The 26,273-nt window shown below is 59.6% G+C and carries 28 protein-coding genes; 4 read left to right on the forward strand and 24 right to left on the reverse strand.

All coding sequences use genetic code 11. The features are described from left to right. Positions 1-4: 4 nt before the first annotated feature. The 18 genes from B0G75_RS35240 to B0G75_RS40915 form a co-directional block, all read right to left on the reverse strand. Complete coding sequence (locus B0G75_RS35240) at positions 5-1,675, reverse strand: type IV secretion system DNA-binding domain-containing protein (protein ID WP_106314418.1); 1,671 nt, start codon at positions 1,673-1,675, stop codon at positions 5-7. Positions 1,676-1,677: 2 nt separating this feature from the next. Beyond that, positions 1,678-3,135: a hypothetical protein gene (locus B0G75_RS35245; RefSeq protein WP_106314419.1), complete on the reverse strand. Its 1,458-nt coding sequence runs from the start codon at positions 3,133-3,135 to the stop codon at positions 1,678-1,680. An 11-nt stretch (positions 3,136-3,146) separates the two neighbouring features. Continuing rightward, entirely contained in the window at positions 3,147-3,746 is a 600-nt protein-coding gene (locus B0G75_RS35250) for a phospholipase D family protein (protein WP_106285477.1), read from the reverse strand. 222 nt (positions 3,747-3,968) lie between these two features. Then, positions 3,969-4,631: a hypothetical protein gene (locus tag B0G75_RS35255; protein ID WP_106285478.1), complete on the reverse strand. Its 663-nt coding sequence runs from the start codon at positions 4,629-4,631 to the stop codon at positions 3,969-3,971. A 44-nt stretch (positions 4,632-4,675) separates the two neighbouring features. Then, on the reverse strand, positions 4,676-4,969 hold the full coding sequence (locus tag B0G75_RS35260; RefSeq protein WP_106285479.1) for a hypothetical protein: 294 nt from the start codon (positions 4,967-4,969) through the stop codon (positions 4,676-4,678). Next, a complete protein-coding gene (locus B0G75_RS35265) occupies positions 4,959-5,741 on the reverse strand; it encodes a lytic transglycosylase domain-containing protein (RefSeq protein ID WP_106285480.1) in 783 nt (260 codons plus the stop codon). Before B0G75_RS35265 ends, B0G75_RS35260 begins: the two co-directional genes overlap by 11 nt. Next, entirely contained in the window at positions 5,728-6,738 is a 1,011-nt protein-coding gene (gene virB11 / locus B0G75_RS35270; RefSeq protein WP_106285481.1) for a P-type DNA transfer ATPase VirB11, read from the reverse strand. Before virB11 ends, B0G75_RS35265 begins: the two co-directional genes overlap by 14 nt. A 1-nt stretch (position 6,739) precedes the next feature. Beyond that, on the reverse strand, positions 6,740-7,000 hold the full coding sequence (locus B0G75_RS35275; RefSeq protein ID WP_106285482.1) for a hypothetical protein: 261 nt from the start codon (positions 6,998-7,000) through the stop codon (positions 6,740-6,742). After that, positions 7,000-8,253, reverse strand: a complete 1,254-nt coding sequence (locus tag B0G75_RS35280; RefSeq protein WP_106314420.1) for a TrbI/VirB10 family protein — start codon at positions 8,251-8,253, stop codon at positions 7,000-7,002. The genes B0G75_RS35275 and B0G75_RS35280 overlap by 1 nt, the downstream gene beginning before the upstream one ends. Beyond that, a complete protein-coding gene (locus B0G75_RS35285; RefSeq protein WP_106285484.1) occupies positions 8,250-9,026 on the reverse strand; it encodes a TrbG/VirB9 family P-type conjugative transfer protein in 777 nt (258 codons plus the stop codon). Before B0G75_RS35285 ends, B0G75_RS35280 begins: the two co-directional genes overlap by 4 nt. A 17-nt stretch (positions 9,027-9,043) precedes the next feature. Further along, positions 9,044-9,454 (reverse strand): TrbG/VirB9 family P-type conjugative transfer protein, encoded by a 411-nt coding sequence (locus tag B0G75_RS35290; protein WP_106285485.1) that lies wholly within the window; start codon positions 9,452-9,454, stop codon positions 9,044-9,046. A gap of 1 nt (position 9,455) precedes the next feature. Next, the gene (locus B0G75_RS35295; protein WP_258194100.1) at positions 9,456-10,151 is read right to left on the reverse strand and encodes a type IV secretion system protein; all 696 of its coding nucleotides are present in this window, start codon (positions 10,149-10,151) and stop codon (positions 9,456-9,458) included. Between the two features lie 5 nt (positions 10,152-10,156). Beyond that, a complete protein-coding gene (locus B0G75_RS35300) occupies positions 10,157-11,248 on the reverse strand; it encodes a type IV secretion system protein (protein ID WP_106285487.1) in 1,092 nt (363 codons plus the stop codon). Positions 11,249-11,744: 496 nt separating this feature from the next. After that, complete coding sequence (locus B0G75_RS35310) at positions 11,745-12,380, reverse strand: type IV secretion system protein (protein ID WP_308705947.1); 636 nt, start codon at positions 12,378-12,380, stop codon at positions 11,745-11,747. Between the two features lie 11 nt (positions 12,381-12,391). After that, the gene (locus tag B0G75_RS35315; protein ID WP_106285490.1) at positions 12,392-12,628 is read right to left on the reverse strand and encodes a DUF3717 domain-containing protein; all 237 of its coding nucleotides are present in this window, start codon (positions 12,626-12,628) and stop codon (positions 12,392-12,394) included. Positions 12,629-12,885: 257 nt separating this feature from the next. Continuing rightward, on the reverse strand, positions 12,886-15,405 hold the full coding sequence (locus B0G75_RS35325) for a hypothetical protein (protein WP_106285492.1): 2,520 nt from the start codon (positions 15,403-15,405) through the stop codon (positions 12,886-12,888). Continuing rightward, on the reverse strand, positions 15,392-15,676 hold the full coding sequence (locus B0G75_RS35330; protein ID WP_091810183.1) for a VirB3 family type IV secretion system protein: 285 nt from the start codon (positions 15,674-15,676) through the stop codon (positions 15,392-15,394). The genes B0G75_RS35325 and B0G75_RS35330 overlap by 14 nt, the downstream gene beginning before the upstream one ends. Before the next feature lie 9 nt (positions 15,677-15,685). Continuing rightward, positions 15,686-16,087, reverse strand: a complete 402-nt coding sequence (locus B0G75_RS40915; RefSeq protein ID WP_181196707.1) for a mating pair formation protein — start codon at positions 16,085-16,087, stop codon at positions 15,686-15,688. Positions 16,088-16,295: 208 nt separating this feature from the next. On the opposite strand from B0G75_RS40915, the gene B0G75_RS35340 reads away from it, so the two are divergent. Next, the gene (locus B0G75_RS35340) at positions 16,296-17,153 is read left to right on the forward strand and encodes a helix-turn-helix domain-containing protein (RefSeq protein WP_181196708.1); all 858 of its coding nucleotides are present in this window, start codon (positions 16,296-16,298) and stop codon (positions 17,151-17,153) included. Here the strand turns inward: B0G75_RS35340 and B0G75_RS35345 are convergent. The 3 genes from B0G75_RS35345 to B0G75_RS35355 are packed head-to-tail and all read right to left on the reverse strand — an operon-like array spanning position 17,150 to position 20,459. Next, positions 17,150-18,193 carry a glycosyltransferase family 9 protein gene (locus B0G75_RS35345; protein ID WP_106285494.1) on the reverse strand — a complete coding sequence of 348 codons (1,044 nt, stop codon included), beginning with the start codon at positions 18,191-18,193 and terminating at the stop codon, positions 17,150-17,152. The two genes, B0G75_RS35340 and B0G75_RS35345, sit on opposite strands and share 4 nt — an antisense overlap. Before the next feature lie 23 nt (positions 18,194-18,216). Further along, positions 18,217-20,013: a hybrid sensor histidine kinase/response regulator gene (locus B0G75_RS35350; protein WP_106285495.1), complete on the reverse strand. Its 1,797-nt coding sequence runs from the start codon at positions 20,011-20,013 to the stop codon at positions 18,217-18,219. Next, positions 20,010-20,459: a molybdopterin-dependent oxidoreductase gene (locus tag B0G75_RS35355; protein ID WP_106285496.1), complete on the reverse strand. Its 450-nt coding sequence runs from the start codon at positions 20,457-20,459 to the stop codon at positions 20,010-20,012. The genes B0G75_RS35350 and B0G75_RS35355 overlap by 4 nt, the downstream gene beginning before the upstream one ends. A 262-nt stretch (positions 20,460-20,721) precedes the next feature. Between B0G75_RS35355 and B0G75_RS40920 the strand changes: the two genes are divergently transcribed. The 3 genes from B0G75_RS40920 (at position 20,722) to B0G75_RS35365 (ending at position 23,367) form a co-directional block, all read left to right on the forward strand. Further along, positions 20,722-20,874, forward strand: a complete 153-nt coding sequence (locus B0G75_RS40920; RefSeq protein ID WP_166679222.1) for a hypothetical protein — start codon at positions 20,722-20,724, stop codon at positions 20,872-20,874. Between the two features lie 175 nt (positions 20,875-21,049). Next, positions 21,050-21,538 carry a molybdopterin-dependent oxidoreductase gene (locus tag B0G75_RS35360; RefSeq protein ID WP_106285497.1) on the forward strand — a complete coding sequence of 163 codons (489 nt, stop codon included), beginning with the start codon at positions 21,050-21,052 and terminating at the stop codon, positions 21,536-21,538. Between the two features lie 89 nt (positions 21,539-21,627). Next, complete coding sequence (locus B0G75_RS35365; RefSeq protein ID WP_166679223.1) at positions 21,628-23,367, forward strand: hybrid sensor histidine kinase/response regulator; 1,740 nt, start codon at positions 21,628-21,630, stop codon at positions 23,365-23,367. A gap of 199 nt (positions 23,368-23,566) precedes the next feature. On the opposite strand, the gene B0G75_RS35370 is transcribed toward B0G75_RS35365, so the two are convergent. The 3 genes from B0G75_RS35370 to B0G75_RS35380 form a co-directional block, all read right to left on the reverse strand. Then, positions 23,567-24,394, reverse strand: a complete 828-nt coding sequence (locus tag B0G75_RS35370; protein ID WP_106285499.1) for an FkbM family methyltransferase — start codon at positions 24,392-24,394, stop codon at positions 23,567-23,569. Between the two features lie 257 nt (positions 24,395-24,651). Then, complete coding sequence (locus tag B0G75_RS35375) at positions 24,652-25,830, reverse strand: YhcG family protein (RefSeq protein ID WP_106285500.1); 1,179 nt, start codon at positions 25,828-25,830, stop codon at positions 24,652-24,654. Then, the gene (locus B0G75_RS35380; protein WP_106285501.1) at positions 25,827-26,093 is read right to left on the reverse strand and encodes an HU family DNA-binding protein; all 267 of its coding nucleotides are present in this window, start codon (positions 26,091-26,093) and stop codon (positions 25,827-25,829) included. The genes B0G75_RS35375 and B0G75_RS35380 overlap by 4 nt, the downstream gene beginning before the upstream one ends. Positions 26,094-26,273: the final 180 nt, after the last annotated feature.

Genomic DNA, 26,273 nt, shown 5'->3' on the forward strand with positions numbered 1-26,273 from the left:
GTCTCTACGACTGCGTTGAAGGAAGGGGCGCGCCGATGATGATTGCATTCGCCCAGGGTTCACCCTGCGAAGCAGGCGCTGGATTAACAGCTTCGGGAACAGCGGTTGACGGAAGAACGTCGCGCCGGAGTGCCTCGATGTAAGCAGGCACACGCACCGGATAGTCGCGCGCGCCGAACCGGATCTTTGCAAGAGGCCAATCCTTGCCGTATTTCAGGTAGCCGTTCAGGTCGGGCAGGTTCGATATCTGCGACGACGTGACGACATGCTCCGACTCTCGCCGGCGCTCGCGCGTATTGATACGCAGCTGTCCCTGCACGCCGATCGGATGGCGCTCCACTTCGTGCGTGCCGATCATCTCGGACATGCGTCTGGTCGTCAGGGCATTGGCGCCGCCCATCGCAAGCAGGCTGCGGAAGCACGACAGCACAGCCTTCGCGGGAAGTTCGCCCAGCTGCATGTCCATCTGGACGAGATCCTGAACACCTCCAACCACACACAGTCCATGTTTGCGCCCCTTCGAGACCGCAGCCTCGAAACTGTAGAGGCGGCCGAGCGAGGCGAGTTCGTCCTTGTATACCCACAGTCGCCGGTCGAAAGTCGGCGCTTCGCTGAGGATCATCGCGTAGATCAGATCGAGCCAAACCGGGATCGTCGGACCCAGCGCCGTGCGCTGATCCTCGCGCCACGTAAGCCAGATGTTCCCGCCGTTTTCATTGCCCATCCAGCGCCGGATTGAGAAATCGCCATCGGGAATGCGCCGCAGTGGCCGGATGTACCTGTTCAGCGTAAAGATGATGCTGGCCGTCGCCCGGTCTGCATCTTTCGCGAAGAACCCCACCGAATCCGTGTCTTCGAGATACTTCTGCAACACAGGGCGCTGCTCACGCACAAGCAGATCCGTCAGCGTCACCATGTCGCGCATGTCGTCCTGGTCAAGCTTGTTCATCGTGTCAGCGAGCACTGCACGCGCATACCCTGCCCATTCTTCGGCCTGATCCCCGTTCTGAGGCGGAATCGCCGAATGCGCGAGGCGTTCGAAGTCGAAGCCGTGATCGACCTCGTTGAACAGCGACCAGCCGACGCATCGAGCGTCGTACGGGTTGATCACCACATCGCCAGGCAGATAGAAACGCGACATGAGCGAACCGTTCGGATCGACCACCACCATGCGGTCACCACGGTGCAGTGCCGACGCGACCAGGCCATTGATTGCCTGACTCTTCCCGGTGCCGGGCGCGCCCACGATGATCAGGTTCTGCGTTTCCAGATCCGTCGGCATCTCGACACCACACACCGCGACTGGCGCGCGCGGTGCATCGCCATGCTTCACGGCCTGTTTGCGGTACTGGTTGTTATGTCGCGTGATCCGGTTGCTCAGCTGATGCCGGTTTTCCATCTTCGTGCCACGGATAAATCTGGCGTACCGGTAGCCTTCAAAGCCGTTGAACAGGTATTCATGGCACGCCCATGCGGCACCCGCTGCAAGAGCCACACCCGGCACAGCACCCCAGAAAAGCAGAGGATCACGCACGGCCGCCATGAAGCCATTGATGATTCCGGCCGGGAACGGAAACGGCGAATGACCTGCCAGGGTGAAGGACACGCAAAGGCCAAGAACGAGCGCGAGCACCGCGCCCGTCCACTGCATCATCACGATTTCGTGCTTTTGCATGATCAGCCGATCCCGTGCCCTTCACGTTGCTTTCCCGGCCTGACGGCCTCCTTGGCCCGTTCCGAGACTGCCTGCTTGCCATCGCGCGTAAAGCCGGCCGACTCGCGCAGGTTCCCGAAGAACTCGGCGCGACGCTCAATCTTTTCATGCGCATTTAACTCCGCAAATTTCTTACGCGGGCCCGTCTCTGCACGCACGACGCGGGCACCTTCCGCCTGCTGCGTCTTGCCAGCGTCAACCGAATTGCCGGCATCAGGAGCGCCCCGGTCGGCGGCGTCCTTCGTTTTGTTACGACCAGGTTTCCTGAAACCCGCAACCCCGTCGACGGACTTCTTGGCCTCCGGTGTCTGGCCGCTATTCTCAACTGGCGCAGCTGACGGCGTTCGCTTGCCGGCTCCCATTTCGATGACATTCGACTTTTGCGCCGCCGGCTTCTCCGCGGCCTTCGCTGCTACCTTCTCGACCGGCGCCGTGCTCTTCCCACTGCCGCGCGAGAAGAACGCATTGCGCGCAGCTTCGATCGCGGCCTTGTCAGGCGTCCCCACTGCAGGCGCCCTGCCCGCGTTGGCTTCCCTCATTTCGCGCAGCATTTCAAGTGTGGCTTTGGCCTGTTCCGCACTGACCCCCGAGGTCTTCGCGACCGTATCGACAGTCGCCGCAAATTTAGCCGGATCTTTCAGGGTCTCCAGCGACGTATCAATACTGATGCTCTCTCTCTCGCCCGCCGCTACTTCGACGGTGCGGTCTGCGGTCTTCTGCGCGGCCTGCTCCGCGACGGGCTGGGCTGCGGTCTTCTCCGGTCCCTCGATCGCACGGCGCGCCTGCGCCCGCAATGCCTGCTCCTGCGCATCGAGCTTGATCTCGGCAAGCTCCAGCTCACGATTGCGGGCTTCCAGCGATTTCGCCCAGCCATCGAGCGTCTTGGGGTAGGTGTGCGTGGCGCCCTTGGCGTCGACGCGCGCCTGCGCTTTCGCGAACATGTCGGCAACTTCCTGCCGGCTCCACTCACGCTGCACATTCAGATCCCTGTTCGCGTGCAGGATCTCGGCGGTCTTCTTCGCGTCGATCAACGCCAGCTTGTTCAGACCCGACAGAAGCGACGCCCGATCGGTAATCTGCTCGGCCCGCTGTGCCTGCTCGACTTCTTTTTCGGCTAACGCCTGCTCGAGCGCACCCCGCATCGCGGCCGTGTCGATCAGATCACCTTCCTTCAGGCCGAAGCGTGTCTTGAGCGCCTTGGCATCCGTCGCGAGCTGCCTGTCTTCACGGCGCTGCTGGTCCTCGCGCTCGACCGCCTGCGCGACTGCGTGCGGCTCCCTTTTCAGCCAGTCCTGCCGGTATGCAAGATTCTTCTGACGCGCCTCGAGGCTCGCGCGACGCTGCGCAAGCGCCTGTTCCTGCTCCGCAAGCTGTTGCTGACGCTCCTTGTCGCTAAACCGCAATACGGTGTCTTCAAACATAAAAACCTCCGTCAGTTCGACGCCTGCCCGGACCAGGGGCGCCCTTGGTTAAACCGGCTTTGCCAGTGCTGCTGATACGCCCGTGCGACCACCGGCACATGCCACATCACCACAGCGTTTTCGCTGTTGTACCTGGCCGCCGACGTCGTGTAATTGAAGCTGCCCGTCTCGACCGATTCACCGTCGATCACCATGAATTTGTCGTGATGAATGGGATAGATATCGATCGTGCGCACAGGAACACCTGCGCCGGATAGCAGGTTGAGCGCCATGCGACCTTTGCCGCTGCGATCCTCAACGAGATTGCTTTTCTCATCCGCGACCACGGCCACATCGACGCCTCGCCCGTGCGCGGCGATCAACGCGCGAACTATCGCTGACGACGTGAAGCTATAGGCCGCGATGCGGATCGAGTGGCGTGCCGAACAGATGGCATCGAGCACCAGCCGCCCGGCGGAACCCTCCGGCGAAAAGCCCGTGTCGATCGCAGGACCGTCAGGGGCTATACATGCGGCCTGGGCATTGCTCGAGTAGGTCAGAAGGGGAAAGGCAAGAACCGCCAGGGCCGACGTGACGGCTGCACATCTGAGAGAACGATAGAGTCTGCTCATCCTCGCCCTCACCGGCCCTGACCCAATAACTCGACGTGCTTTGCGACGGCGACGTCAACACTACGAAAATTGCCATGCGTCTCGCCACCGTGCCAGAGCATGTGTCGAGGCTTACCCTGGATAATGCAGCTGGCAATCCGCCATCCGGTTGGATGAACCGGTTCATACGGACCCACCCGTGTCCAACCATGCGCTGCCGCGTAAGTCATCCCCGTCACCCAACTAGTAATGAATGCGTGTCTGGAACTGGCCGGCCTCGTACACGTCGACCGCATTCGGCGACTGCGGCGGTTGCCAGACGATGTGGTCATACACCGTGACGGTGACGGAATCGCCGTCGTCTCCGCCACCGTCACGCCCGCTTCGCCCATCTCGCCTGCTCACAGCGGATGCATCACCCGAGGGATCGCCGTACACCTGATACGCACCGACCTGGCTGCCTACACAGGCCTGCGACCCGTAATACGCGTTATCGCTGCTGAGATCCGCCACGGAAGGCCTCGGCGTTCCGACCAGTGCGAAACCACTCGTGCCACTATATGGACGAGCTCCGGCCTTGCGTTGCCCTTCGGCCACCCAGGCGCCGGCCGCCGCGGCCGTCGTGCCCGCAGGGCATGGATCGTACGGCGTGTTGTCCTGACGGACGGTCATGTCCGAGTCTTTACATTGCGGCCAGCCGCGCCCGTGGCGGAGATCGTTCATCAGATGATCCATTGCCGGCCCGCAGGTGGCGGGTGCCCACGGCCCGCCATTCGATGACGGGTTGCCCAGGCAGATCACAATGCGGCATCCGTAGTCGTCGTCGGCACGGGCCATACTGGCGTGACCGCCTGAAGCGAGAATCGACATGACCAGCATCAGCCTGCTTCCGTTTTTCATCGTCATACCCCACCTCCTTCCCAGGTAAGCGCCCTGCGTCCGACCCTCATCTATCGCCAGGCACCCCACGTGTTGCGCACGGCCAGACCCAGCAAACAGAACGGCGACGCGGCCACCGCACCCAACCACATCAAGACAAGCGCGGGCGGCAGCAGGACCCAGCCACTGCCCTCGCGCACCAGTCGCGCGATCAGATAAAAGGACATTGGCACCATGAGCGCCGCGAACTGCCCTCCGGCCCCAGGCTGGTGACGCCACCATTGCGACGCCGCCACGGCCGCCGTGACGGCATAGCCGTCCAGCACCAGGGCCGCAGCGAGCAGCCGATACCGGTTACTGATCATCAACGGCTCCGGTTGCCCGCACTGCCTTGCGCGTATCGCTCGCCTGGCCGTTGACCTGTCCATTGGGCTGCCCGTCTTCATCGTCCTCCCCGTAGGTCGTGAACCAGTCGTCTTTGGCCGCAGACCTTGCGGCGCGCCCCGGCCGTGCCGCCGCGCGTCGTGCGGCTCCGCCTGCAGGACGAACGTCGGGAACAACCTCGATCGGCTGCGCCTCCTGCACATCGGAGGCCGGGACGGCAGCCGCCACCTTTTGTGCATAGGCGGCGCCCCGAGTCAGATCGCCGGTGTAATAACAGGACAGCGCCGCACGTACCGCGCCATCAGCCTGCGCAAATTGCGGCTTCGCGCGGGCATAGCACGCCTTAAGAATCGCGGCGCCGGTCCTGAGGTTCGTGCAGGGCTCGAAAATGCTCTCTGCGGTCTGTCCGTAACGCTCCAGAGTGTGTACGTTGACCTGCACCAGTCCCATGCTGTAATTCCAGCCGCCGGCGTCAAGCGCCTTGACGGTGGCCAGGGCTTCCAGAAGGTTCTTTGGCTGTCGCGCAAGATGTCCACCGACGACGCCGATCGCGAACGGATTGCCGCTGCTCTCAACGGTGGCCACACGACCCAGCAGCGCGTGATGAACGTCAGCGGCGCACTCCTGGGCCAGCGATACAAAGGACGCCGGAACCGATGAAGACGCGGCCTGCGTATCCGCTTGTGACGCCTGAGCGGACAGCAGCATCAGGCTTAGCGACAGAGGTGCAACAAGCGATTTAATGGGCGACATAGAGCACCTTGCTGATTCCCCGCACCCCATCGTCATAGCGATGCATCTGCACCACGACGTCGATGAGACTGCGGGCATAGTCAATAATCTCGGCGCGCTGCAAGGTCGAACCAAAGCGCATGACCATCTGCGCTAGCCGTTCGAACATGTGCTCGGGGCTCGTTGCGTGCAGCGTCGTCATCCAGCCACCGTGACCGGAATTGAGCATTTCGAGTGCGACGTATGCTTCAGCGCCGCGCAGTTCGCCCGGGATCACGCGATCAGGCGACAGCCGCAATGCCCCTTCCATCAATTCAACTGGCGTTACCTGTGTCGTACCCTGATTACCACGCGAATACACCAGGTGCACCGCGTTCTGTTGCGGCGGCCTCAGCTCGAGCGCATCTTGAATGGTGACGATCCGTTCATGCGGCGAGATCTCCTTGAGGAGCATGTTGATGAGCTCGGTCTTGCCGGCGAAAGTCGGCGCGCTCACCACGATGTTCTTTTTCGTCTGGACTGCGAGCCGCAGGAAGGCGGGCCAATCGCCGTCGCGATACAGCATTGACAGCTTCCTCGCCGTGTCCTCAGAATCGGGCAATGGTTCATTGACCCGATCGAAGGCTCCCGTGTCGATGTAGTGCTGCATCGTCAGATCGAGCGTCGACGGTTTGCGAATCGCGATCGCGATCGTGCCGGGCGGCACAGCGGGCGGCTGAACCACCTGAATCCGGAAGTCGCGATTGCCTGCTCCCGTCAGCTCCGAGGGGATCGAGGCCGCAAGCAGCGGGCGCCTCGCGTCCGTCTCCTGGTCCGAGTGATGCGCGACCAGCTCGGCGAAGTCCCGCAACGTGCTCTCAGTCAGAACGGGGGTGTCTACGCGTTCCATGAAACGCTTGCCCCGCCTGGACACCCATACGGCGCCGGGCCCATTGACCACGATCTCCGAGACATCGGCGTCATCGAAGAGTGGCCGGATGGACGCAGTGCGATTAAAAAATGCCGGCACGATCGACATGTCAGCGCCCCCGGATGCGTTCGGCGCGAGCCACCGCGCCGGCCTGCTGAACGGCGGGACGATCCAGACACACCTGCGCATCGAAACATTGGCGGGCAACGGCCTTCAGCTTCGCCTGTGCGAGCATCAGATACCGTCCGCCATCCCGGGTGAAGTCCCTGAAGATCTGTGCCTGCAACGCGTCGGCAACCGCGTCGTCCAGCTGGCGGCGCAGTTCGTTAGCGGCGGCTTCACATTGAACGTGCGAGAGATCCGTTGCCATCAATCCTCCTCGGAACCTGGCTTGCAATAGTCGGAGAAGTCCAGCTCATGCTCCACCTGAATGCGAACGCGCGTGCCCTGGTCATTCCTGAGCGTCGGCGGGATGTTGACGTAACCGCCCAGTAACTGCTGCGACGACTGGGCCATCGACGACTGAACGTTCTCACGGTACATCGAAGATGAGTTATTGCGGTCCGAGGACGACACCCCATAATTCGATGCACCGGCGCCAAGGATTGCCAGCGCCGCGCTCATGCCGAGAATCTGGCCAACGTGGTTATCAACGTCGGCATCGATGCCAGCCGATCCGAGCTGATCGGCAACCGGAGAGTCCACACGGATCTTGACGCCGTCCGGACGCAAGGCGACGGCGCTCGCAATGAAGGTTCGCTCCTGCCCCTTGCGCACGGACGAATTGGGTTTGCCTGTAATGCGCGTGCCCCACGGCAGCAGTGGAATCCGGCCCTTCTCCCCAAAAGCGTCCCGATCCAGCATGATCGTGATTGAGCCTGGCAGGTCGGAGATAATTCGGGGCAGCAGGTGGCCTTCAAGGATGGCCCCCGGCTCCATCCTGCATTGCAGGTTCTCGATCTTTTGCGCCTTCACAGTCGAATCGTCGGCGTTCGCAACACCGCGCGCGAAAGCCGAATTCGGATCGGTCGGCCCGTCGCCGCCAGAACGACGGCCGAGGCCAGCCTCACCTTGCTGAGCATCAGCGGAAGCGGCACCTGCATCGTCCGAACCATCGCCTCCCGTGTCTGAACCAAACAGACCCGACTTCATCCGCGCCTCGCGCATTGCCTCGGCTTTTCTGCGAGCCTGCTCAGCCGCTGCGGCCGCCTGACGTTGACGCTCCGCAGCCCATCGCGCTTCGTCCGGATCAACGCCCGAGCTTGCCGCCGGTGCCGACGCAGCTGCCGCCATCGACGCGGGAAGTTTCTGCCGGCCAGCATCCAGCGGCGCGGCCTTCGTCGTGTCTTCGTCAATCTTCGGCTTGTCGGAACTGCCCGACGGCGCCGGCGCGTCATGCTTTATCGCGTAGAACCCACCGGCACACAGCAGGAACAGAATCACGCCGGCGACCGTAAAGAAGGTCTGGCGCCGGCCGCGCGCAGGATCGGCCGCGAGCGACGTCTGCCGCAGCGCGTCAGCTGCGCGCCGGCGCTCGTTCAGGCTGTCGCCTCCATCGCCCGGCTCGCCTCCTGGCCGCCCGTTGCCACGAGGCAGATCATTCGGGTTATCAGGCGTATTCAATTTCCGCCTCCCCAGGGTGAACGCTGCGCCTGCGTCGCCATACCCTGTTGCGACCGGATCACGCACAAGGTGCGATCGCCATCACGCAGCGTGAACTTGTCGGCCATCTGCTCGACCACCAGGTACGGCCCTTCCCTGCGCATGGGTGCAAGCGCCTCGGTACCGTCCCGGTCCACTACGTAGATGCTCGGCTTGGGCTTGCCGATCGTGGTCAGAAAGTAAGTGAACTGCCCGTCGTCAAACACGCGCTGCAGCCCGAACGAACTCTCGTCACCCGACACCTGATAATTCCTGTTGACCATGCGGGGTTGCGAATAGGTTGTGTCGGAAACACCGCCAGAATCGTCGCTCCATACGTCGCTTCCGTCAGCCGGATAGATGAAGCGGACCGCATAGGTCGCGCGCTCCGGATTCTTCGAACTGGACAGGCGGAAGTAATAGACGTGATTGCTGGTCGTGACCGTCAGATTGGTTCTTGCATCAGGCTCGACCGGTTTGAGCACAAGATGATTGCGAAACTTCAGGACCTGCCAGCCAATTGAATCGCCGATCGCCTTGTTAAGGATCTTCTCCCCAGGCGCGAATTCGATCGTCGTCGCGTATCCATAGACACCGGTGATTTCGTAGACCTGGTTCGGATCGAACTGAAGCTGGCATACCCGGTTGTCCGTGATCACGCAGCGTGGATTTTTCGCCGCCTGTGCATTCACACCCACAAAGGCGCACGCAATCCCAATTGACCATCCCAGCATGCCGTGGCGAATCGCTTTCATGTCGTTCCCTCTCCTGGTTAGTACGCCGAGGGCGTCACGAAATGCACGATATGCGCGGCGCGCAACGCATCGTCGATCGACGCTATCTGCAGGTGATAAGTGCCGCGCGTCGTCGTGACGTTCAGTCCCATCTTTTCGCCCGGCCGGTCTGCCGTCACCTGCAGCGTGTCGCCCGTTCGTTGAACATGAAAGACCGGGGCCGTGCTTTGCGCGATGGCCTTGATGTGTTCGTCGCGCGGAAAGTCAATCGCCAGCAAGGTCCTGTCAGCAACCGTCAGGTCGTAGATCTGGTCCGGCATGTACGGCAGGCGCTGCACGTTGCCCTCCGTACCCCGCAGGACAGGATCAGCAGCGGTTACTGCATGAGCCACGGCCGACAGCGCCGCCGCTACCGCCACTGCCGTCAAGGCGCTCCTGACTGTTCGCATCTCAACCTCCAGATGGGGCCGGCGCTCCCGGCTCTGTGTTCGGCTCGAAGCCGGTCACCATGAATCCCGTCCCGTTGATGTAGCGGTTCTGCGGCGTCAGTGCCTGCTTCACGAAGTCGTAGCGGAACAGCACATGCCAGTACACCGTCCTGTTGTCGCCGTTCCCGTCGTTGCAGGTCGTGAACGTTGCTTCTGCCTTGTGATCATCCCTGTCGAGAATCCGCACGCGAACGTCCTTGACCCGGCGCACCGTCGTTTCGGCGATGCTGTAGTACGGGTTGTCCCTGTTCTTCGCGTCCATCTCGTGGTTGAAGCTATCCGCCACGTTCGATGCCGAATGCAGCCTGACGTAATCAATATGGTCCTGACGAAACGCGCGATCGAGCGTGTAGCGTTCCGTCACGTATCGGGCAAGTTCGCTTTCGATCACGGCATCTTTCGAACTGAGCACCGCAGGTGTGCCGATCTCGCTTTTTGCGACGTGGTTGTGCGCGTCAAGGGTGAGCACCACGGGCGGCACATACGCCTGATTGGCCTTGTCGTAGGCCAGCGAAGCCAGTGCGAGGCCCGCGATCGGCCACGCCACCAACGCAAGCAGATAGGCACGATTCCGGGATAAGCGAATCGCCTCATAGGATTCGGCTGGCGGTGCGTCAGGCGCTGGCACCTTGAGTACCCTGGATGATTTCTGGATCATCGCGCTCACCATTGACCTCCCTCAGATGTGCCGCTCGATGGCGCTGTGCCGCCTGGGCCGCCCGGTTGACCGGCACCCGATGGGCTCGACATGCCTGAAGGGCTCGTAGCGCCGCCCGAGGACAACGCCCGCTCGATTCGCGCAAGCTGGGTGCCGTGAGCAGTCTGGGTGTTGCTGATACTGGTCAGTGCAGTCGCCGCGCCTGGATTCGCGCCGGCGCTGCCTCGCCCACCACCGGAAAACTTCGACATGATCTGGGACATCATGAAGCCGCCGATCATGTCCGCCATGCCGCTGCCGGCGGCGCCGCTCGATGTCAGGGCGGACGCGAGGGGGCGAATCGTAAAGGCCATGAAAAGTGTGATGGCGCCGGCGATGACGATGGCGGCGAAAGCATCGTTGGCCGTCATCGCATTGGGATCCATCTTCGAGACAAACTGGTCGGTGATATCAAAGCTGAATTTCACGATGACACCGAGCAGGATGCCGACCAGTGCGAACTTCGCCATCGCCGCGAACCAGCTCATGCCGAATCCGCGCGTGCTGCTCCACATCAACGTTGGCACGAGCAGCGGAAAGAGCAGCATCGTGACCGCAAAGCCCATGTCTGAACCGACCTTCAGAACAAGCGCGACCAGGACCATCGCTGTATTGACCATCTGCAACACGAGCCCAAGAAGCACGATGCCAATCTTGAGCATCGACTGCTTCATCATCTGGCCAGATGCATCGGAAAACTTGTTGTAGTCGTTCTCCAGATACTGTGTCATCGACTGCCCGCCCATCAGCGAACTTACGGTGTCGTCGCGCAGCTCCTGGAATGAATGAAAAATCTGTCCGGCAAGCCCGCCCCAATTCAATGCCGCGAACACGAACATGATCGTCAGAAGCATTCTGACGAGAGGCCACACGTCCGCTGGATCCCGTCCGGAATGAACCCGGATTACCTTCACTGCCACCCAGATCATCGCGAGGTAGAGCGCCGGTTGCGTAACTGCGTGCCCCAGCACCGGGTAATTGGTGGACAGAAACGCTTCCGTTCGCGATGGGATGCTGTCGAACAATGTCTGAATGAATTGATCTACCGGATCAGCCATGTCACTTCCCCGGGCCAAAAAATATCTGCTTGGAGGCCTCCGCGGCGGCGTTGCAGTCGCGTGCTTCCGGGGTGTCAGCAAAGGGACTAATGCCGCGGTTTGTGCAATCGTCTTCGCGCGCTTTCATCTCAGCGCGATGCGCAAGGTAATACGCTTCCGTCTTCGGCTCGAACGCCGGCACAGTCTGCGCAGGGGGTTCGACAGTGCCGCCTCCCGTGCTGCTCGTATGCACGACGTACACGATCAACCCGCCGCTTCCAACAACTGCGACTGCGAGAAGGAACCAACTGAGTTTGCCTGTCCACGTCATATGCCTGTCTCCAGTTTCTTCACCCGTGAGCCAGCAGGCCCACGGCGCGCTGTCACGCCTGCTTCCCGATAGAATGAAAATCGCAGGCGCACGGTGACTTCGATATCGCGCCGGAATGTGCACAACCAGCCAGACACGCAGCGCCGGCGAACAGGAGGTAAAAAACGATACGTCGCATGTCACGCCTCACTTCGAAACGTTGCTGAAAAACTTCTCGCGCTCTGCGGTGGCCTGGTTACTCTCGTTGAGCTGGTTCGCCGTCAGATTCGCGTTGATGGCCTGCAATTTCGTCTGCGCGGACTGCGCCATGCCCAGCTCCGCCGACATGCGGTTCTGCAGATCGGCAGCGTCCTTGACGTTCTGCGTCGTGTCGACCTGCTGCGACAGGTTCTGGAAATTACGCAGGTGCGTTTGCGCCTCGTCGTACAGCGACTCTCCGCCAGCCAGTGCTGAGCGAACCGAGTCGGTACTCATCCTGTAGTTCGCGCCCTCGCTCTTGTCCGCGAAGTCATCGGGTGACATCGTGTTCATCACCTTTTCATACGTCGCCTGCCGGCTGCCGTAGATGCCACTCTTCTGCTGCGATACAACGTCCTGCCAGCTGCCAGGAACAATTGACGACGCGTCAATTGCATCGCTCAACCCCTGCCCGCCGCGCCCGTATGAACCGGTTACCGCGCCGTATTGCTGCTTGAGCGTGTCGTATTCCTGCTTGAGCTGGGCCAGCTGCGCGGCCAGCGCGGTCCACGTCCCGGCGTCACCGACGGGAACGCCCGTTGCAAACGCTGACGTCGATATGGCCATCGCCGCGGTGGCCGCCACAAATGCACCTTTCATCTCTGCACCTCCGTTTCCTGTTGCACGGTCGACACCCGGACGAAAACGCGCAAAGCATCACGCTGCAGGTCGTCGAGTTCGTTATCCGCCACCACGCGATGGTCAGCGATCGTCTCGCCGTAAAGTCGCGCCAGCGCACATCCCACGGCGCTGCCGGCAAACCCGGCATCCGATGACGCGCGCACACGCCACCAGTGGATCGCCCCTTCGATTTCACCGAGCGTGAACTGCATGCCGCCGCTCCTGGTTGTCCATCCAGTACATCCTGAAGCCTCGCGCCCACGACCATGCATACACAAAACAAAGCGCGAGTACGCCGTACTGCTGCGATTCCCACGCCATCCAGAACCAAAACGGTTGCCCTGCAAGTCCACAGATGCAGGCCCACTTCCGCCAGTGTTCGCGCCGGTCCTGCGACAGGAAAACGCTCGCGGCACCAAGTACGCCGATTGCAATCTGTCCGATCACAGGGTCACCTCCACGTCTCAGGTCAAACGTTGTGCGTCCGTTCAGCGAGCGCCCGCGCCATGAACACCGGAACCCACCGGCTCGGGTCCGTTGTGCCCAACTCGGCGCGAACACGATTCATCAGTTCAACCGACCTGTCATTCGACGACAGCACGGCAACGAGCTCAGGCATGTCCGACATATCAAACGAGGCGCGCACACTGACTCCGTTGCCCTTCTTGATAAGCACCTTGAACTCCTCCGGCACGGCGCGCTCGATAAACTCGAACTCGCTCTGCGAAAAGTCGAGGTTATCGATGTAGTCCCGTCGATCGGCCTTGTCGTTCGCCAGATAGAAACTCGTCACCGCCTGGTTCTTCACAGCCGCCACGGGTCGATAGAGCGCGCTGGGCTCCGGCGTAATGAAGAGCGTCGCACAGTTGCGCCGGCGGAATGTTTCCCGGTATGTTTCGATCTTCTGTTGCCAGAATGCGTTACGGATCAGCATCTGGGCTTCGTCCCACACGATGATTGCGGGTGATCCATCGAGCGACTGTTCGATACGATGCGTCAGATAGTTGAGCAGGACAGGAAGCTCCGGCTTCGCTTCCTTATCCTTCATCAGTTCCCGCATCTCATACCGGTAGTGACGGTGCGTTGTCACGTCGAGCGTGTCATGCTCGTTATCGAACACTGCGGCATTCGCGCCACCGCTGTGCCATACCGCAATCGCCTGGTACAGGGCTGAATTCTTCGCGCCGAACCGCCAGGCGAGATTCCGCAGGCGCCGGTCTTCGAATCTGGTCAAGTGGTCGTTGAAGTTGTCATTGACCGCCGTCGCAATGCGTTCGATATCATCGACAGTAAGCACATAGCCGTAGCACGTCGCCATCATCTGCAGCAGCTCGCGCAGCATCGCGCGGTTCTGTTCGATGTCGGGCATCTTGCAGGGATTGCCAAGGGATCGTGACAGGCTGAGTACGATGTCGGCGCCGCCCATCGCCTGCATGAACACGGTGCTCCCGTTCTCCCGGTCGAACCAGTGCACCCGCGGCTCGAACTTGTCGGCCTGGCTGGTGATCGTCGCGACAAGCAACGTTTTACCGGTCCCCGTTTTCGCGCCGAAGTTGCCGTGCGCGGGCACCATTCCTGGGCGCTCCTCATGCAGATTGAGGAAGTACCCGGTCTGCCCTTCCGTCGGCAGGACCATGAGGCATTCGCCCCAGAGGTTTCCGTCGAAACGCCCTTGCGGAAAGCTGTGCAGCGATGCAAAGCAGGCGAACTCGATCGTCTCGATCTTGCCGACGCGGCCGTTATGACGCTTCGTGGCGCCCGGTATCTGCGACCAAACGGCACGCTCCATGCCGGTCGTCTCGACAACCGGTTTCACGCCCCAGCTCTTGAAACACTCGCCGGTTTTTCCCACGGCATCGTCCAGCGCTTCGAGCGCCTTCAATGCGGCCGCCTGCGAGCGCCCTTCTACCGGCACGTGAACGAGGACACTCATGTGATGCGTGCCGAGCACGGCCTTGTTGGCCGCCTGCCGCATGCGCAGCGCGGTAATTTCCGCCGACATGCTGGCGGTCGTCCGGTCATGCGACAGCCGGGCCTCACTGGTCGACGTCGCCATGCTGGCGTCAAGCTTGTCGATCGGGAAAAACTTCTGCGTAACGATCAGTTCGGCGGGCAGCCGCTGGAACCGGTCAGCCATCCCGGCGACCGCGCCATCGGGCCAGCGCGACATGGCGAGCACCTGTCCGATGCGTCGATGGTTGATCCCGTTGACCTCAAAAACGTCTTTCCCCAGGATCGGATTGCGGCCGAAGTGCAGATACGAACTTGCAATCGCCTGGGCCAGGTTATATGAATCAACAAGCACGGGGCCGTCTTCCTGCGTGAGCAGATAACGCAGGAAACGCGCCATCTCACAGCAGGGTCCGATGTCCGTTTCGACGCGGCCCAGCCGGCGAGGCGCGTAGTGCGCCAGCGATTTCATCAGTGAGTTGACCTTCTCTTCGAGGTCACGTACCTGCCGCGACTCCGTTTCAAGCTTGTCGTTGGCGCCGGAGGGATTGAACGCATTGAATACGCGATCGAGCTGCCCCACTACTCCGCTGTAGTGCCGGTAGCGCACGATGGCGATATAGATTTCGTGCTGATACAACGACCGCGTCTGGAAACGCGCCTTCAGCTTTTCATTGAGGAAATTCGGAAACCAGTTCGAATACTTGCCGGCGGGCCACCGGTTGGCCTTGCGCCGGATCTCGTACACGTAGATGCCCACGTTGCTGTCAGCGATCGACTCCAGCGCAGTGTTCCGCTGATGCTTGTACGCATCGACGCCGATGTCATCCAGCATTTCCGCGTAGAGCCCCTGCAGACGCACAATCTGCACCAGTCCGCTGTCGAGCGTGCGCAACGTATGGGCGTTGTAGTACGCGTTCAGGCCGAACGGAAGTTCGCGCGAGGCGTGCAGATCGGCCGCATCATCCTTGTCTGCCTCGCTCCGCTGAACGAATGGCGACGCGCCGAAATGACGATCAAGAAAGTCACCGAGGGGCATAGGTCTTCGCTCCGCCCCAGTATTTGAGGCTACGTGGCTTCGCCGTCGCGCCAAAACTCTGATACGCGACCGAGAACGCGAACATATCTTTCGCGGTGATCAGATAGGCGCCGATGACCAGGAAGGGCACGGCGAGCATCACCGGCCACCATTTGAGGAACATGAAGACAACCGCGGGCAATACGAACGAGCCGAGGAACAGCTCAGCCAGGCAGCCCCATATCATCCAGGGTTGCACCATGCCTTTCGGGATTTCGTGAACTTCACGCATGACCTCACCTTAGATCTGCGAGGAAGCGACCGATGCCGCATAGCGGACGATGGAAGGGACCGCGAAGAATACAAATGAGCAGATAACTGCGATTACGGCACCCTTCATCGGAATCCAACCCTTCGGCACCCCGAGCACGCAGATGCCGAGAATCGCCATGAAGACATAGGGACCCGCGTCGACGAACAGCCAGCTAACGAAATCGCGAACCAGGCCAGTGCCGGTGCTGTAGTCCATCGCATAGGCAAATTCAGGGAAAGTAACTGCGCACAGCAGAGTAATCAGCAATGACATGCGCCGCGATGTGCTCGCTTCGACACTGCAGAAAACCGCCTGCGCGTCGCGCGTCTTCGCGCAAATGAAGGACAACAGGCTCTTCGCAACACCCTTACCCGCAACGGCATCTGCCATATCAAGCCTCTTCAGTGATTCGTGGTTAGGCGGATACCGCGCCTTAACTCCTACCTCCGCGCGTCATCCAATGGGATGAAGATTACCTACTGCGTCACTTTACTAGCCATATAGCGCGTGTCAAGTCATGTTTTGCAAAGAATTACTCAAACATTGCGTGTCAGGTCAGTTATGGATAAAGTCAGCAACCAAAGGAGGGTATCGAGATATGCCTGATAACGACATTCAGACGGATTCAATGGCCATTGCCAGCCGCGTTCGCAATTTGATGGAGCGGCACGGCGTCACAAAACGGGCCCAGGCAAGCGAGCTAAGCCGGATACTTAATCTCAGCTTCTCGGCTGCGAGCCGCAAGATGAAAGGCCAATTGCCGTGGGATCTGAAGCAACTCGGGGCGGTTGCTACGCACTTCGGTGAAACGCCGAGCGTTCTGGTGGAAAGCAACGAAGGTTTTGAAGATTCGATTGCGGGAGAAGGGATGCTGATGGTGAGCCCGCGCCCGCTGCCCTGCTCAGTGTGGATTGGCGCCGAGCTGAGCGGTGATCGATCAGCCGATCTGGTAGCGATCCAGTCGGGCAACGCATGGAATATCTACCCGGCCGAAATTGCTCCGGCCGGCCGGATCTTCAATGTGCTGTCGGTCGAAATACGCCCCAACCTGCCGCATCTTGAGAAGCCGGCTATCGCGGTCCTCGACGACGATACTGAAACGCAGGCGGCCAACAACGTTTGTGACTATCTCAACGACCACGGCTTGAACGCCACGCCGTTTTACGATCTGGCCAGCTTTCGCGAGAGCCTGAAGAGCAATGCGTTCGACGCTTTTATAATCGACTGGCTCGTCAACGATGACACCGCCGAGGCCGCGATTCTCGATATCCGGAAGGCGGAGAATGCAACGGCGCCGATTTACCTGCTGACCGGGCAGTTGCAAAGCGGGAAAGCCCGCGTTGATGACATCGCTAGGGTGATTAAGCAGTTTGGCTGCAAGTGGATCGAAAAACCGGTCCGTATGCCCATCTTATTTTCGGAAATCTCTCACGAGCTGAGCCGCTCATCGAGCTAATCGCGAAGGTGCAGCGCCCAGTTGCTCGCAATCAACTTCTGATACGCGCGGTCGACAATCTCAAGATCGCCGGCTCGCCCACTTGCCTGGATTCCCTGAATTTCCGGAAGAGGAAGGTTTATAGCTTTGCACGACGGATAGTCGCGCACGCGCAACTCAGACGCGATCGTAGTGAAAAATGCCACTGTCGGCACGTCAAATCCAGCTGCGATGTGAACGGCGGCCGTGTCAGACGTCACAACAAAGCGGGCATTTTTCACCCATGCAAGAAAGGTGGCCGTGTCCGTCGATAGGCTCTTAATGTCTGTGTAGTGCTGGTGGTCGACCTTGCCGAAGCCAAGTACGGGAACGTGAAACCTTTCCCACAGCCGATTTACAGCCTCGGCTCGAAACGAGTGCGGAATGCTGCGCACAGGCGTGCTGGCTGTCGGACAGAGCAACGTATATTCCTTCGATGACCCCTCCGCGCCCAACGCCGGCAGAGCTACACGCTGAAGCCAGTCATTCGACTTGTGGTCCGGGTCAACGTCAGCCGGTGTGATCCCGAGCGCCCACAGGAAAAAATCTATCATGGGCATCGCCGAGAAGTTCGGCCAGAACAGATGGTTACCCAGATCGACCCGGAGTTCATCGTCGGGCAGAGAATCGATATCGACTGGAAGATCCAAAACAGCCCCAAAGATCGGCGCCGCCAGTTCGTATAGCTGCCTGACGTACGCAGGGGCGCAACTCGGACGGTAGATAACAAAGGAAATTTCCGGGTGCCGCCTCTTGATCGCCGCTAGCGCCGTTAGTCCAATAATCGAGTCCCCCAGCGTGACGCCCATTCCGTTGATGACATGAACATGCGTTAAACGCGAGTAGTCGACTTCAAACGGTGCAACGTTTGCATTCTTGATTGCCTGCACGGCAGAAAGCGCGCGAAAGCCTTCTGCCGCCACGTCGGATACCTCAAGGTCATAGGAGGCAACAATCTCACCATCGCGCGATAGCAGGGAACCCGCATTCGTAAGCGCCGATACCTCATCTAGGATAGTCATTGATCAATCACGTTCGGTTGAATTCAGTGTGGCTTGTCAGCTGCAAGCGCATCCAGTAGCGCCTGCTTTAATACCGAGTTTCGCACAGGCTTGTGCAGGTGTTGGGTGAAGAGTTCGGCTCCACCGTCTTTCAGCAGCTCCCTGGAAAACGCACTGATGCCGATGATAGGAACATCCCTATTCGGTCCCGGCGTCGCTCGCACCTTTCGAGCGACGGCAATCCCGTCTTCGCCTGGCATCTGCACATCCAGCAATACTGCGTCATACGTAGCCTCACTCAATGCAGCCAAAGCTTCGCCCGCGTCGGCAGCAACATCCACATGCGCGCCAAACGATGACAGCACATCCGCAAATGACTCTCTTGCAGATTCCTGGTCATCTACGATAAGTACCCTCTTCCGTTCGATGATCGCCGTAACTTGCAGCTCTGTTCCATCGGCCTCTGTAGCAGCCGCGGCTGCCTTGACGGGCAGCGACACTGAGACTTTCGTTCCGCGCCCCGGTTCAGTGTCGATGTTGATCGATCCGCCGAGCAGATCGACCAGCCCCTTGACGATCGCGAGGCCAATGCCTGCGCCGTCGTGTTTCCTCGTATTGGACTGGTCCAGTTGCGTGAAAGGCTGAAAGAGCTGACTAGCGGACGCCGCAGGTATGCCGGGCCCGGTGTCTTCAACGGTGATGTCCAGGACGGCCCCATCCCTGGACGGCGTCACGTCGAGACGCACAAGAATTCGACCGGCATCCGTATACCGGACCGCATTTGATAACAGGTTTCCAACTATTTGCCTGATGCGATCGGGGTCCGACAGATACCAGCCATCACCATTGTTGACCAGCGCGACGACCTCCAACCCCTTGCTCCTGGCAGACGTCGTCACGTCGTCAATCATCGATCCAATAACGTCGGCGGGTTGAAATTCCCGCTCCCTCAACGTGAGGCCTCCGGCGTCCAGTCGAGCGAAGTCGGTAAGATCTTTCATCTGTGTTTCTAGCCTACTTGCAGCCACCGCCAGCCGCTTGATCAACGTCGCGTCTCTTTCGGCAAATCGCCGATCCAAAAGGGTATCGGCCACACTAACGATACTTTGCAGAGGCGTCCGCAGTTCGTGCCCGATCATTCCGAGGAATGCATTTTTGGCGCGTACCGCGTCCTGTTCTGCTTTCATCGCGGCGTGTTGCTGGCGCGCCAGCCGTTTGCGATCGACGCCCAGTGTCAAGGCGAGGACAGCCGCTCCCGCCAAGAGTAGCAACAGCAGCAGGCTGCTCAGGAAAAAAAGGTGCCGCTTTTCGATCAGGTCGTCGTAGACGGTATCACGCCGGGCTATCTCGGCCTCACTCACGTGATCCGTGATGACTGCCATAGGGTCGTCTATTTGTCCCAGACGAAGCGACAGGTCCACAGCCTTGCCAGGATCTTGCGGTAGCTGTTCGATAGCAGGCTTCGCCTTCTCGATCACAGCACCTATTTGGACGATCGCATCTCGAAAGGAAACATTACCGCTGAAAATCTGGGTGGAATCGGATGGTGCGGCCAACACGGCGTATTTCGACTGCAGCACATCGAAGCGCAGTTGCACCGATCGGTAATCCGATCGGCCTGCGCCGTACAGGAGAAGGGTGTTTTTTGCCTTGTTGACCGCGATTTCCAGTTGTGCCACGGGCCAGTAGTAATTCTCTTGAGGACCAGTCAGCGCCTTGAGACTCGCTGGCGACAGGAGCAGCGAATACGCGAAATAGAGCCATACCCCGGATACGGACAGTAGGAGAGCGATCGCGACGCCGAGGACTCTTTTGACACCAAGTCGGCGAAGGAAAATCATTCAACGACAATCTTATAAATTTGCCACACAAATCGAGCCTCGATCGACGCCCGGTTCAGGTCCTCCTGATGGTCATCGCGCGGATAGATCAGCATCAGCGGCCCAAAACCCTTGGGTTCCAGGGCCTTCCCATCCCGCTCATACGCCATGACCACTCCGTACTGCACGGCGTCGCTCACGGGAATATCGTGGCGGTAGTCATCTAAAGCGTAGACGTGCAGTACCTTTCCTTGCACGCCGACCTTTTCGAGGATGCTCTGCAGTGTCGGACCGCGCCATGTACAGACGGGCGTCCAGTTGGTGGAGGTTTTGATCGTCTTGCTGCCGAGCGCGAGCAGATCCTTCCGTTTGAAATGATATGTATGCGTTGCCGGATCGGTGAAATTCTTGATGTTTCCACTGACGTCGAGAGAGAAATCCATCTCCTGGGCGTAAGCAGATGACATGCACACAAGCGCCAGCGTTGCTATGATCGGTCGCAGCGTTCTCAATGTTCGCTCCGGTTACGGTATTCTTCGAACTTCCGGTCAGAAAATCATTTTCTCTTAGTGACGACCGCAGGTCGAAGCAAATTTACTTTTTTCAAGTATGACAAACGATAAACCTTCTACCGTCGCGCGCCTAACCGACCTCCTTCAGGCGCTCCACCGGTGCCAGGAAGTTATCCAGTCCGGTAGCCTCGCGACAGATGGCGCGCAGAAATCATCGATGCTTTCGCGTATCGATGAACTCGCGCGTGAGGCGCACTCGCTCTGGCCGCAGGGCACTGAGGACGCCGATCCCGAGTTTCTGGAAATCATGCGCGTAAAGCAGGCGATCCAGAATCTGGTAGTCAATTGCCGAGCGTCGCTCGCATCCTGATTTGGGGCCGGATGATTCAGGTCAAGAACCTATAATACCGTACGGCTGAAACGCGAGTCATCCCACAGCGCATTGGTTACCGCGCCGTCACGCTCGGGGACAGCTGTATCCCGACGTCCGATCAGAACATTCGATAACCGCTACCAGCGGCAGGCTCGCCGCGGAACATTTCCTTATGAAGTATTTCTCGATCGCTCTCGCCTGCAGCCTCCTGTCTGTGGGCGCCGTGCAAGCCGATCAATTCATGCCGCTGATCATTAACGGCAAAGTTTCCAACGTCAACGATCCGGCCACGCATGGCTACCGCTTTTCGCAAGCAGAATTGATGTCAACGGCTTCCGCGACCATCGTTACTTCGACAAACTGGACGAAGAGGGAATCGTTTTCCGGCCCTCTGCTCTCCGCGCTTTTGAAGCGCGTCGGGGCCGGGGGTTCAATGTTGTCAGTCTGTGCGGTTGACGATTACTGTCACGATGTGCCCGTAGCAGATGCTGAGAAATACGGGGTTATCCTCGCGCTGACAGCTGATGGCAAGCCGCTGCCTCCTTCGACCTTTGGACCGGCTTGGCTTATCTATCCTCGCGACAAATACCCTGGCGAACTAAACACTGCAACCTACGATGCACGCTTCGTCTGGCAAGTCACCCGGATAACCGTTAAATGAACCCGGCGCCCGGTGTTCGTCGGGGCAATCGTGTCCTCGCATTTCTGTTGCCTTGCGTTCTGGTCGCGGCTGCTGGATGGACATACGCGTTGTACGACCTGTTGCTCTCGCCTAGCAGCATCATCTCTACACTGGGTCCGCAGGAGAATCATTACTGGACAGTTGCAAGGTTCCAGATCGCGGCACTCAACACTGAACAGCAGGTGCTCCTTTACGAGCGGGGCACCGCACCAGACTTCGATGCCGTCACAGCGAAATTCAATGTACTGCGCTCCCGCTATGCGCTAATGGCGCATCGCTCCGAAGCCGCAGATATGCTCGCCGGGCTGCCTTCGTTCCAACCGGCCATGGAGCGACTCGGCACCGCGTTGAGACAGATGGAGCCACTTCTGCTGCAGCTGCATACCGATCGCCGCTCGGCCGATGAGCTTATCCCGTTGTTCGAAAATATGAAGGTGGATAGTGGGCAGCTGGCATACGAAATCGGCGATCTCGAAGTCGCCCACCGCGATAGCGTCTACGGGGACTTCGTCCGCAAACGCAGAAACATCTTTATCGCCAGCGTTGGTGTCGCCGTGCTGGCTTCGATGATGGGTGTACTCGCCGTCGTCTATGACAGGAGACGCCGCGCGTTTGTCGCACAGCAATCCGCTGCTCTTGCGGCGGAGCAGCGAGCGAACCATGCGGCAGCCGAAGCCATCGGCGCAAAGAACGCTTTTCTCGGCGCGGTAGGGCATGAGTTGCGAACTCCGCTTCAGTCCATCACGTCATCCATCGAGTTGCTGGTCGCCAGCAACCCCGATGAGGCGAATGCACGGGTAATGAGCCGTCTTGACCGCGCCGCGAGACAGCTCGAATCACAGATGCGTGACCTGACCGACTACGCTCGGCTTGATTCGGGAAAACTGGCGCTTTGTCCGGCGCGTTTCGATGCGGCCGAGGTTCTCTACAGTGTCTGTGACGATATGTTGCCGCTGGCCACGGGCAAGGGGCTAGAGCTCACAGTCGGTGCCGACGTAGAGGCGGATGAGTACATGGCGGATGCGGCGCGCCTGCGTCAGATCATTGTTAATCTCATTTCGAATGCGATCAAATACACTAACAAGGGAACAATTGATGTTGCAATGACATCGAGATCTAAATGGGACCACTCCGTCCTGCATATCAGGGTGAGCGATAGCGGTGTAGGCATCCCGGCTGATCGCATTGACGACGTATTCAATGCCTTTACACAGATCAGGCCCGAAGGCGCCGCCCGTCAAGATGGTGTAGGCATGGGTCTCACCATCGTCAAGGGTCTAGTTGACCTGATGGGTGGAGAGATCAGCGTGACAAGCGAATTCGGGCGCGGAACAGTATTTTCCGCATCGCTCCCGGTCGCGCATGTCGAGCACCAAGCCCCTACGACGCCTGCTCGCATGCGGCCGATGAGTGCAGCAGGAAAGCCGCGCCGCGCCATGGTTGTCGACGATCAGGAATTCGCGCGTGAAGCCATTCGTGATTTGCTGGTAGCGCTGAATTACGAATGTGCTGTTGCCTCCAATGGTATCGAGGCAATGATCAATCTTGCGACCATCCGCCAAGACGTTCTTCTGTTTGACATCCAGATGCCCAGCATGGACGGCCCCGAGCTTGCACGTAAACTTCGAACGACGCCGGGCCCCAATCAGCATACTCCGATCGTATGGATCAGCGCTATGCCGCGGGAGACGATTACGCCGTCAGACGCTGAGAGTTTCCGTCACTACCTGATGAAGCCTGTGCGCGTCGATCGTTTGAGATCGACGCTCGAGGATGTGCTTCGGTCCAGCGCGGTCGACCTACTCTGAAAAGGAGGTCGGAACCCGTGGATGTCAACGAGTTAGGCCGCGGACTGATTTAGAAAGTAGCGCTGGGTGAATGCTCCAGGCGACAGGTAGTCTACTCGCGCCTGCGCGTGTTGCCGGTTGCCGGTGGCAGAACCTCTTGAAGTATTCGCTGCTCTCGCAGCCGTTGACTCACGGCGACGAGACGATGACGCAGATGTCGTTACTCAGTCGCCACGATTGGCTGATCGTCTTTTACAGTGATCTGGTTGAGCGTCGGGTCCGCAGTATGCACGGCAATGATGTTCAAGCGACCGGCCGGAAAAACACGGTAGCCGAGGCCTACAAGAAATTTCTCGATTGCCACCCTATCGGATTTGAGAATTTCGACGATCATGATCGGACGGTGCTTCGCCAGCATCGACCGGCCACCGTCCAACACCTCGAGCTCCATTCCTTCGATATCCAGCTTCAGCAGGTCCAGACGCTCTAAACAAAGGGAATCGAGGCTCATCATCGGAATGATATTGCAGGACGCGGCATCGTAGGCAATGTGCTGTCCGATGAATTCGTTGTCAGGCTTCGGACGCAGTTCCAGACTGCCGAAGCTCGCCGGCGTGAAATAGTCCGGCTGCGGTACAACCAGTTCCCCGCACTGCGCGCCGAGAGCGGCAAGCCTCACGCGCGCATTCATGCAGTTATTCAACGCCACGTTCCCCGCCAAGGCGTAGTACAAAGCCTCTTGGGCTTCGAAGCCTAGAACGTGCCCCCAGCCGTACATGTGTCGCGCCCACTCAATCGTATGCACGCCGATATTGGCCCCTCCATCTATCGCGACAACATCGTTACCGAAATGTTTGCGACGGCAGTCGAGCAATGCCAGCACCAAGCTTACTTCGCTCTCGTCAAAGCTTGAAGTGTCGAATATCTGGAAGCCAACCCCGTAGGGGCGGCTACTGGAGTCAATGTGATGGTCATTGCGATTCACAATCATGCTCCCATGATTCGATGCAGCCAGAACGAAGGCAATGGGGCGGAGTGGCAAGGGCATGACTTGTGATCCTGAAAATGTTCTCGTGATGAGGCGCTGATCTGGTGGCAACATTATCGCGGTGCCGTCAGGACTTGCGCTTACGTACGCCAGCTGTGGGCGTTTGCGTTCGAAGCGCCGCACTCACTTGGGCTACCGTTCTCTGACGTCTTCGGTCGCCATTGGGAAACGCCGACGCGCGAATTCAGTCTGGCGCGCGTTGGCTGTGTACACCTGTTTGTTGGCGAGTCGCAAGGTTTCGTGCCGGTCGCACAAGATCAGTCCACATCAGAAGCGCGAGCAGTTCCAACGCTGCGCCTGTCCAGTTCGGCCCGTGTCCGCTCCAGTTCATGCGCGATTAGTTTCTCATCTGGCAGCACGGTCTGGTACTCCGCTGCGAGAATTTTGTTCGACAGGTTGTCGAGCGCATAGTGCGCTTCGGCAGCGCCCTTCTCCGCACACAGAATCAGACCTACTGGCGGGTTTTCACCAGGCTTCATCCAGTGTTCACGTGCGTAGTTCAGATAGAGGTGCATCTGTCCGGCATCCGCGTAGCTGAATCGGCCCACCTTCAGGTCGATCACCACGAGACATCTGAGTCGCCGGTGAAAAAACAGCAGATCCACCCTGAACCAAGCGTCGTCGATCCGCAACCGTCGCTGTCGACCGAGAAAGGCGAAGTCGTCACCAAGCTCCAACAGGAAGTCAGTCAGATGACGGATCAGGCCGTCTTCGAGGTCGGATTCCGAGTACTCGTCCTTCAGGTCCAGAAACTCCAGCACGAACGGATCCCGAATGGCCTGTTCAGGCGTAGGAGCGTCGTCAGCATCGGCCTGCCCTGCCTTTCGCAGCATCGCCGCCTTGTTGTGCGAGAGGGCGACGCGCTCGTAGAACTGACTGCCGATCTGCCGATCAAGCTGCCGGACTGACCAGCCGCAGCGCAGCGCTTCGGCTTCGTAGAAGCTGCGGGCCGCGGGATTCCTGAGCGACAGCAGGCGCACGTAGGCCGACCAAGGCAAGGGAAACGCCTGTGCCACGGCGGTCAGGTCAGGAGAGTTCCGCGCAGGTGATTCAGAAAAGTGTCGTCCGGCAGAAATTGCAGACAGTGTCGGGACTATTTTTGAGGACGGGGATTTTGCAGACAGCGTCTGCAAAATCTGCTCCGCCGGTCTGCTCAGATAAAACGCGCGCATCTGCGAAAGGTTGCGCCAGCCGAAACCTCGCCCGAACCTCTGGGACAGATCGGCGCCGAGTCGCTTGATCAGTGCTTCGCCGTAAGCGGCCCGGCCCTCACCACCCTGCTCGAATTCCACGATGCGTCGGCCAATCTCCCAATAGGTTGCCGTCATCAACGCGTTGATACTGCGGGCTGTCGCTTCGCGCGTGGACTCCACCACGTCAGCAATTTCGCGTTGCAGGCCCGCATAAACGGCTGCCGCGATGTCGGACTTCGTCATGACGCGTTCACCGCCTCCCTGAACATCTTGCAGGCCGTGAACTTGGCCGTCTTCGCAGCTGGAATCTGGATTGCTTTGCCGCTTGCCGGCCTACGCCCCACGCGCGGGGCGCGCTCACCACTCGAGAACGAACCGAAACCGATCAGTTGCACGATTCCGCTCCCTGCCACCGCAGTGGTCACCGCATCGATAAGCGAGTCGATCGCCATCTTGCTTTCACTTTTCGCGGCGACGACCGTATCAACCAGTTCCTGCTCAGTCATCGTTTATGCCTTTCGAGTCGTAATGGACCGTTCCCGCGGACCGCAGCCGCCGGTTACGCCCACCCTACCGCATGGCGCCGCATCCGCGCAAACGGGACGCTTCCTTTAACCCCAGATATCCCACAGGCTGCCGGTGATTCAAAAAGGTCGTGAGCGCGGACCGCTTCGAAACGCGCAGAT

The sequence above is a fragment of the Paraburkholderia sp. BL18I3N2 genome (genome assembly GCF_003001875.1).
Classification (GTDB): domain Bacteria; phylum Pseudomonadota; class Gammaproteobacteria; order Burkholderiales; family Burkholderiaceae; genus Paraburkholderia; species Paraburkholderia phytofirmans.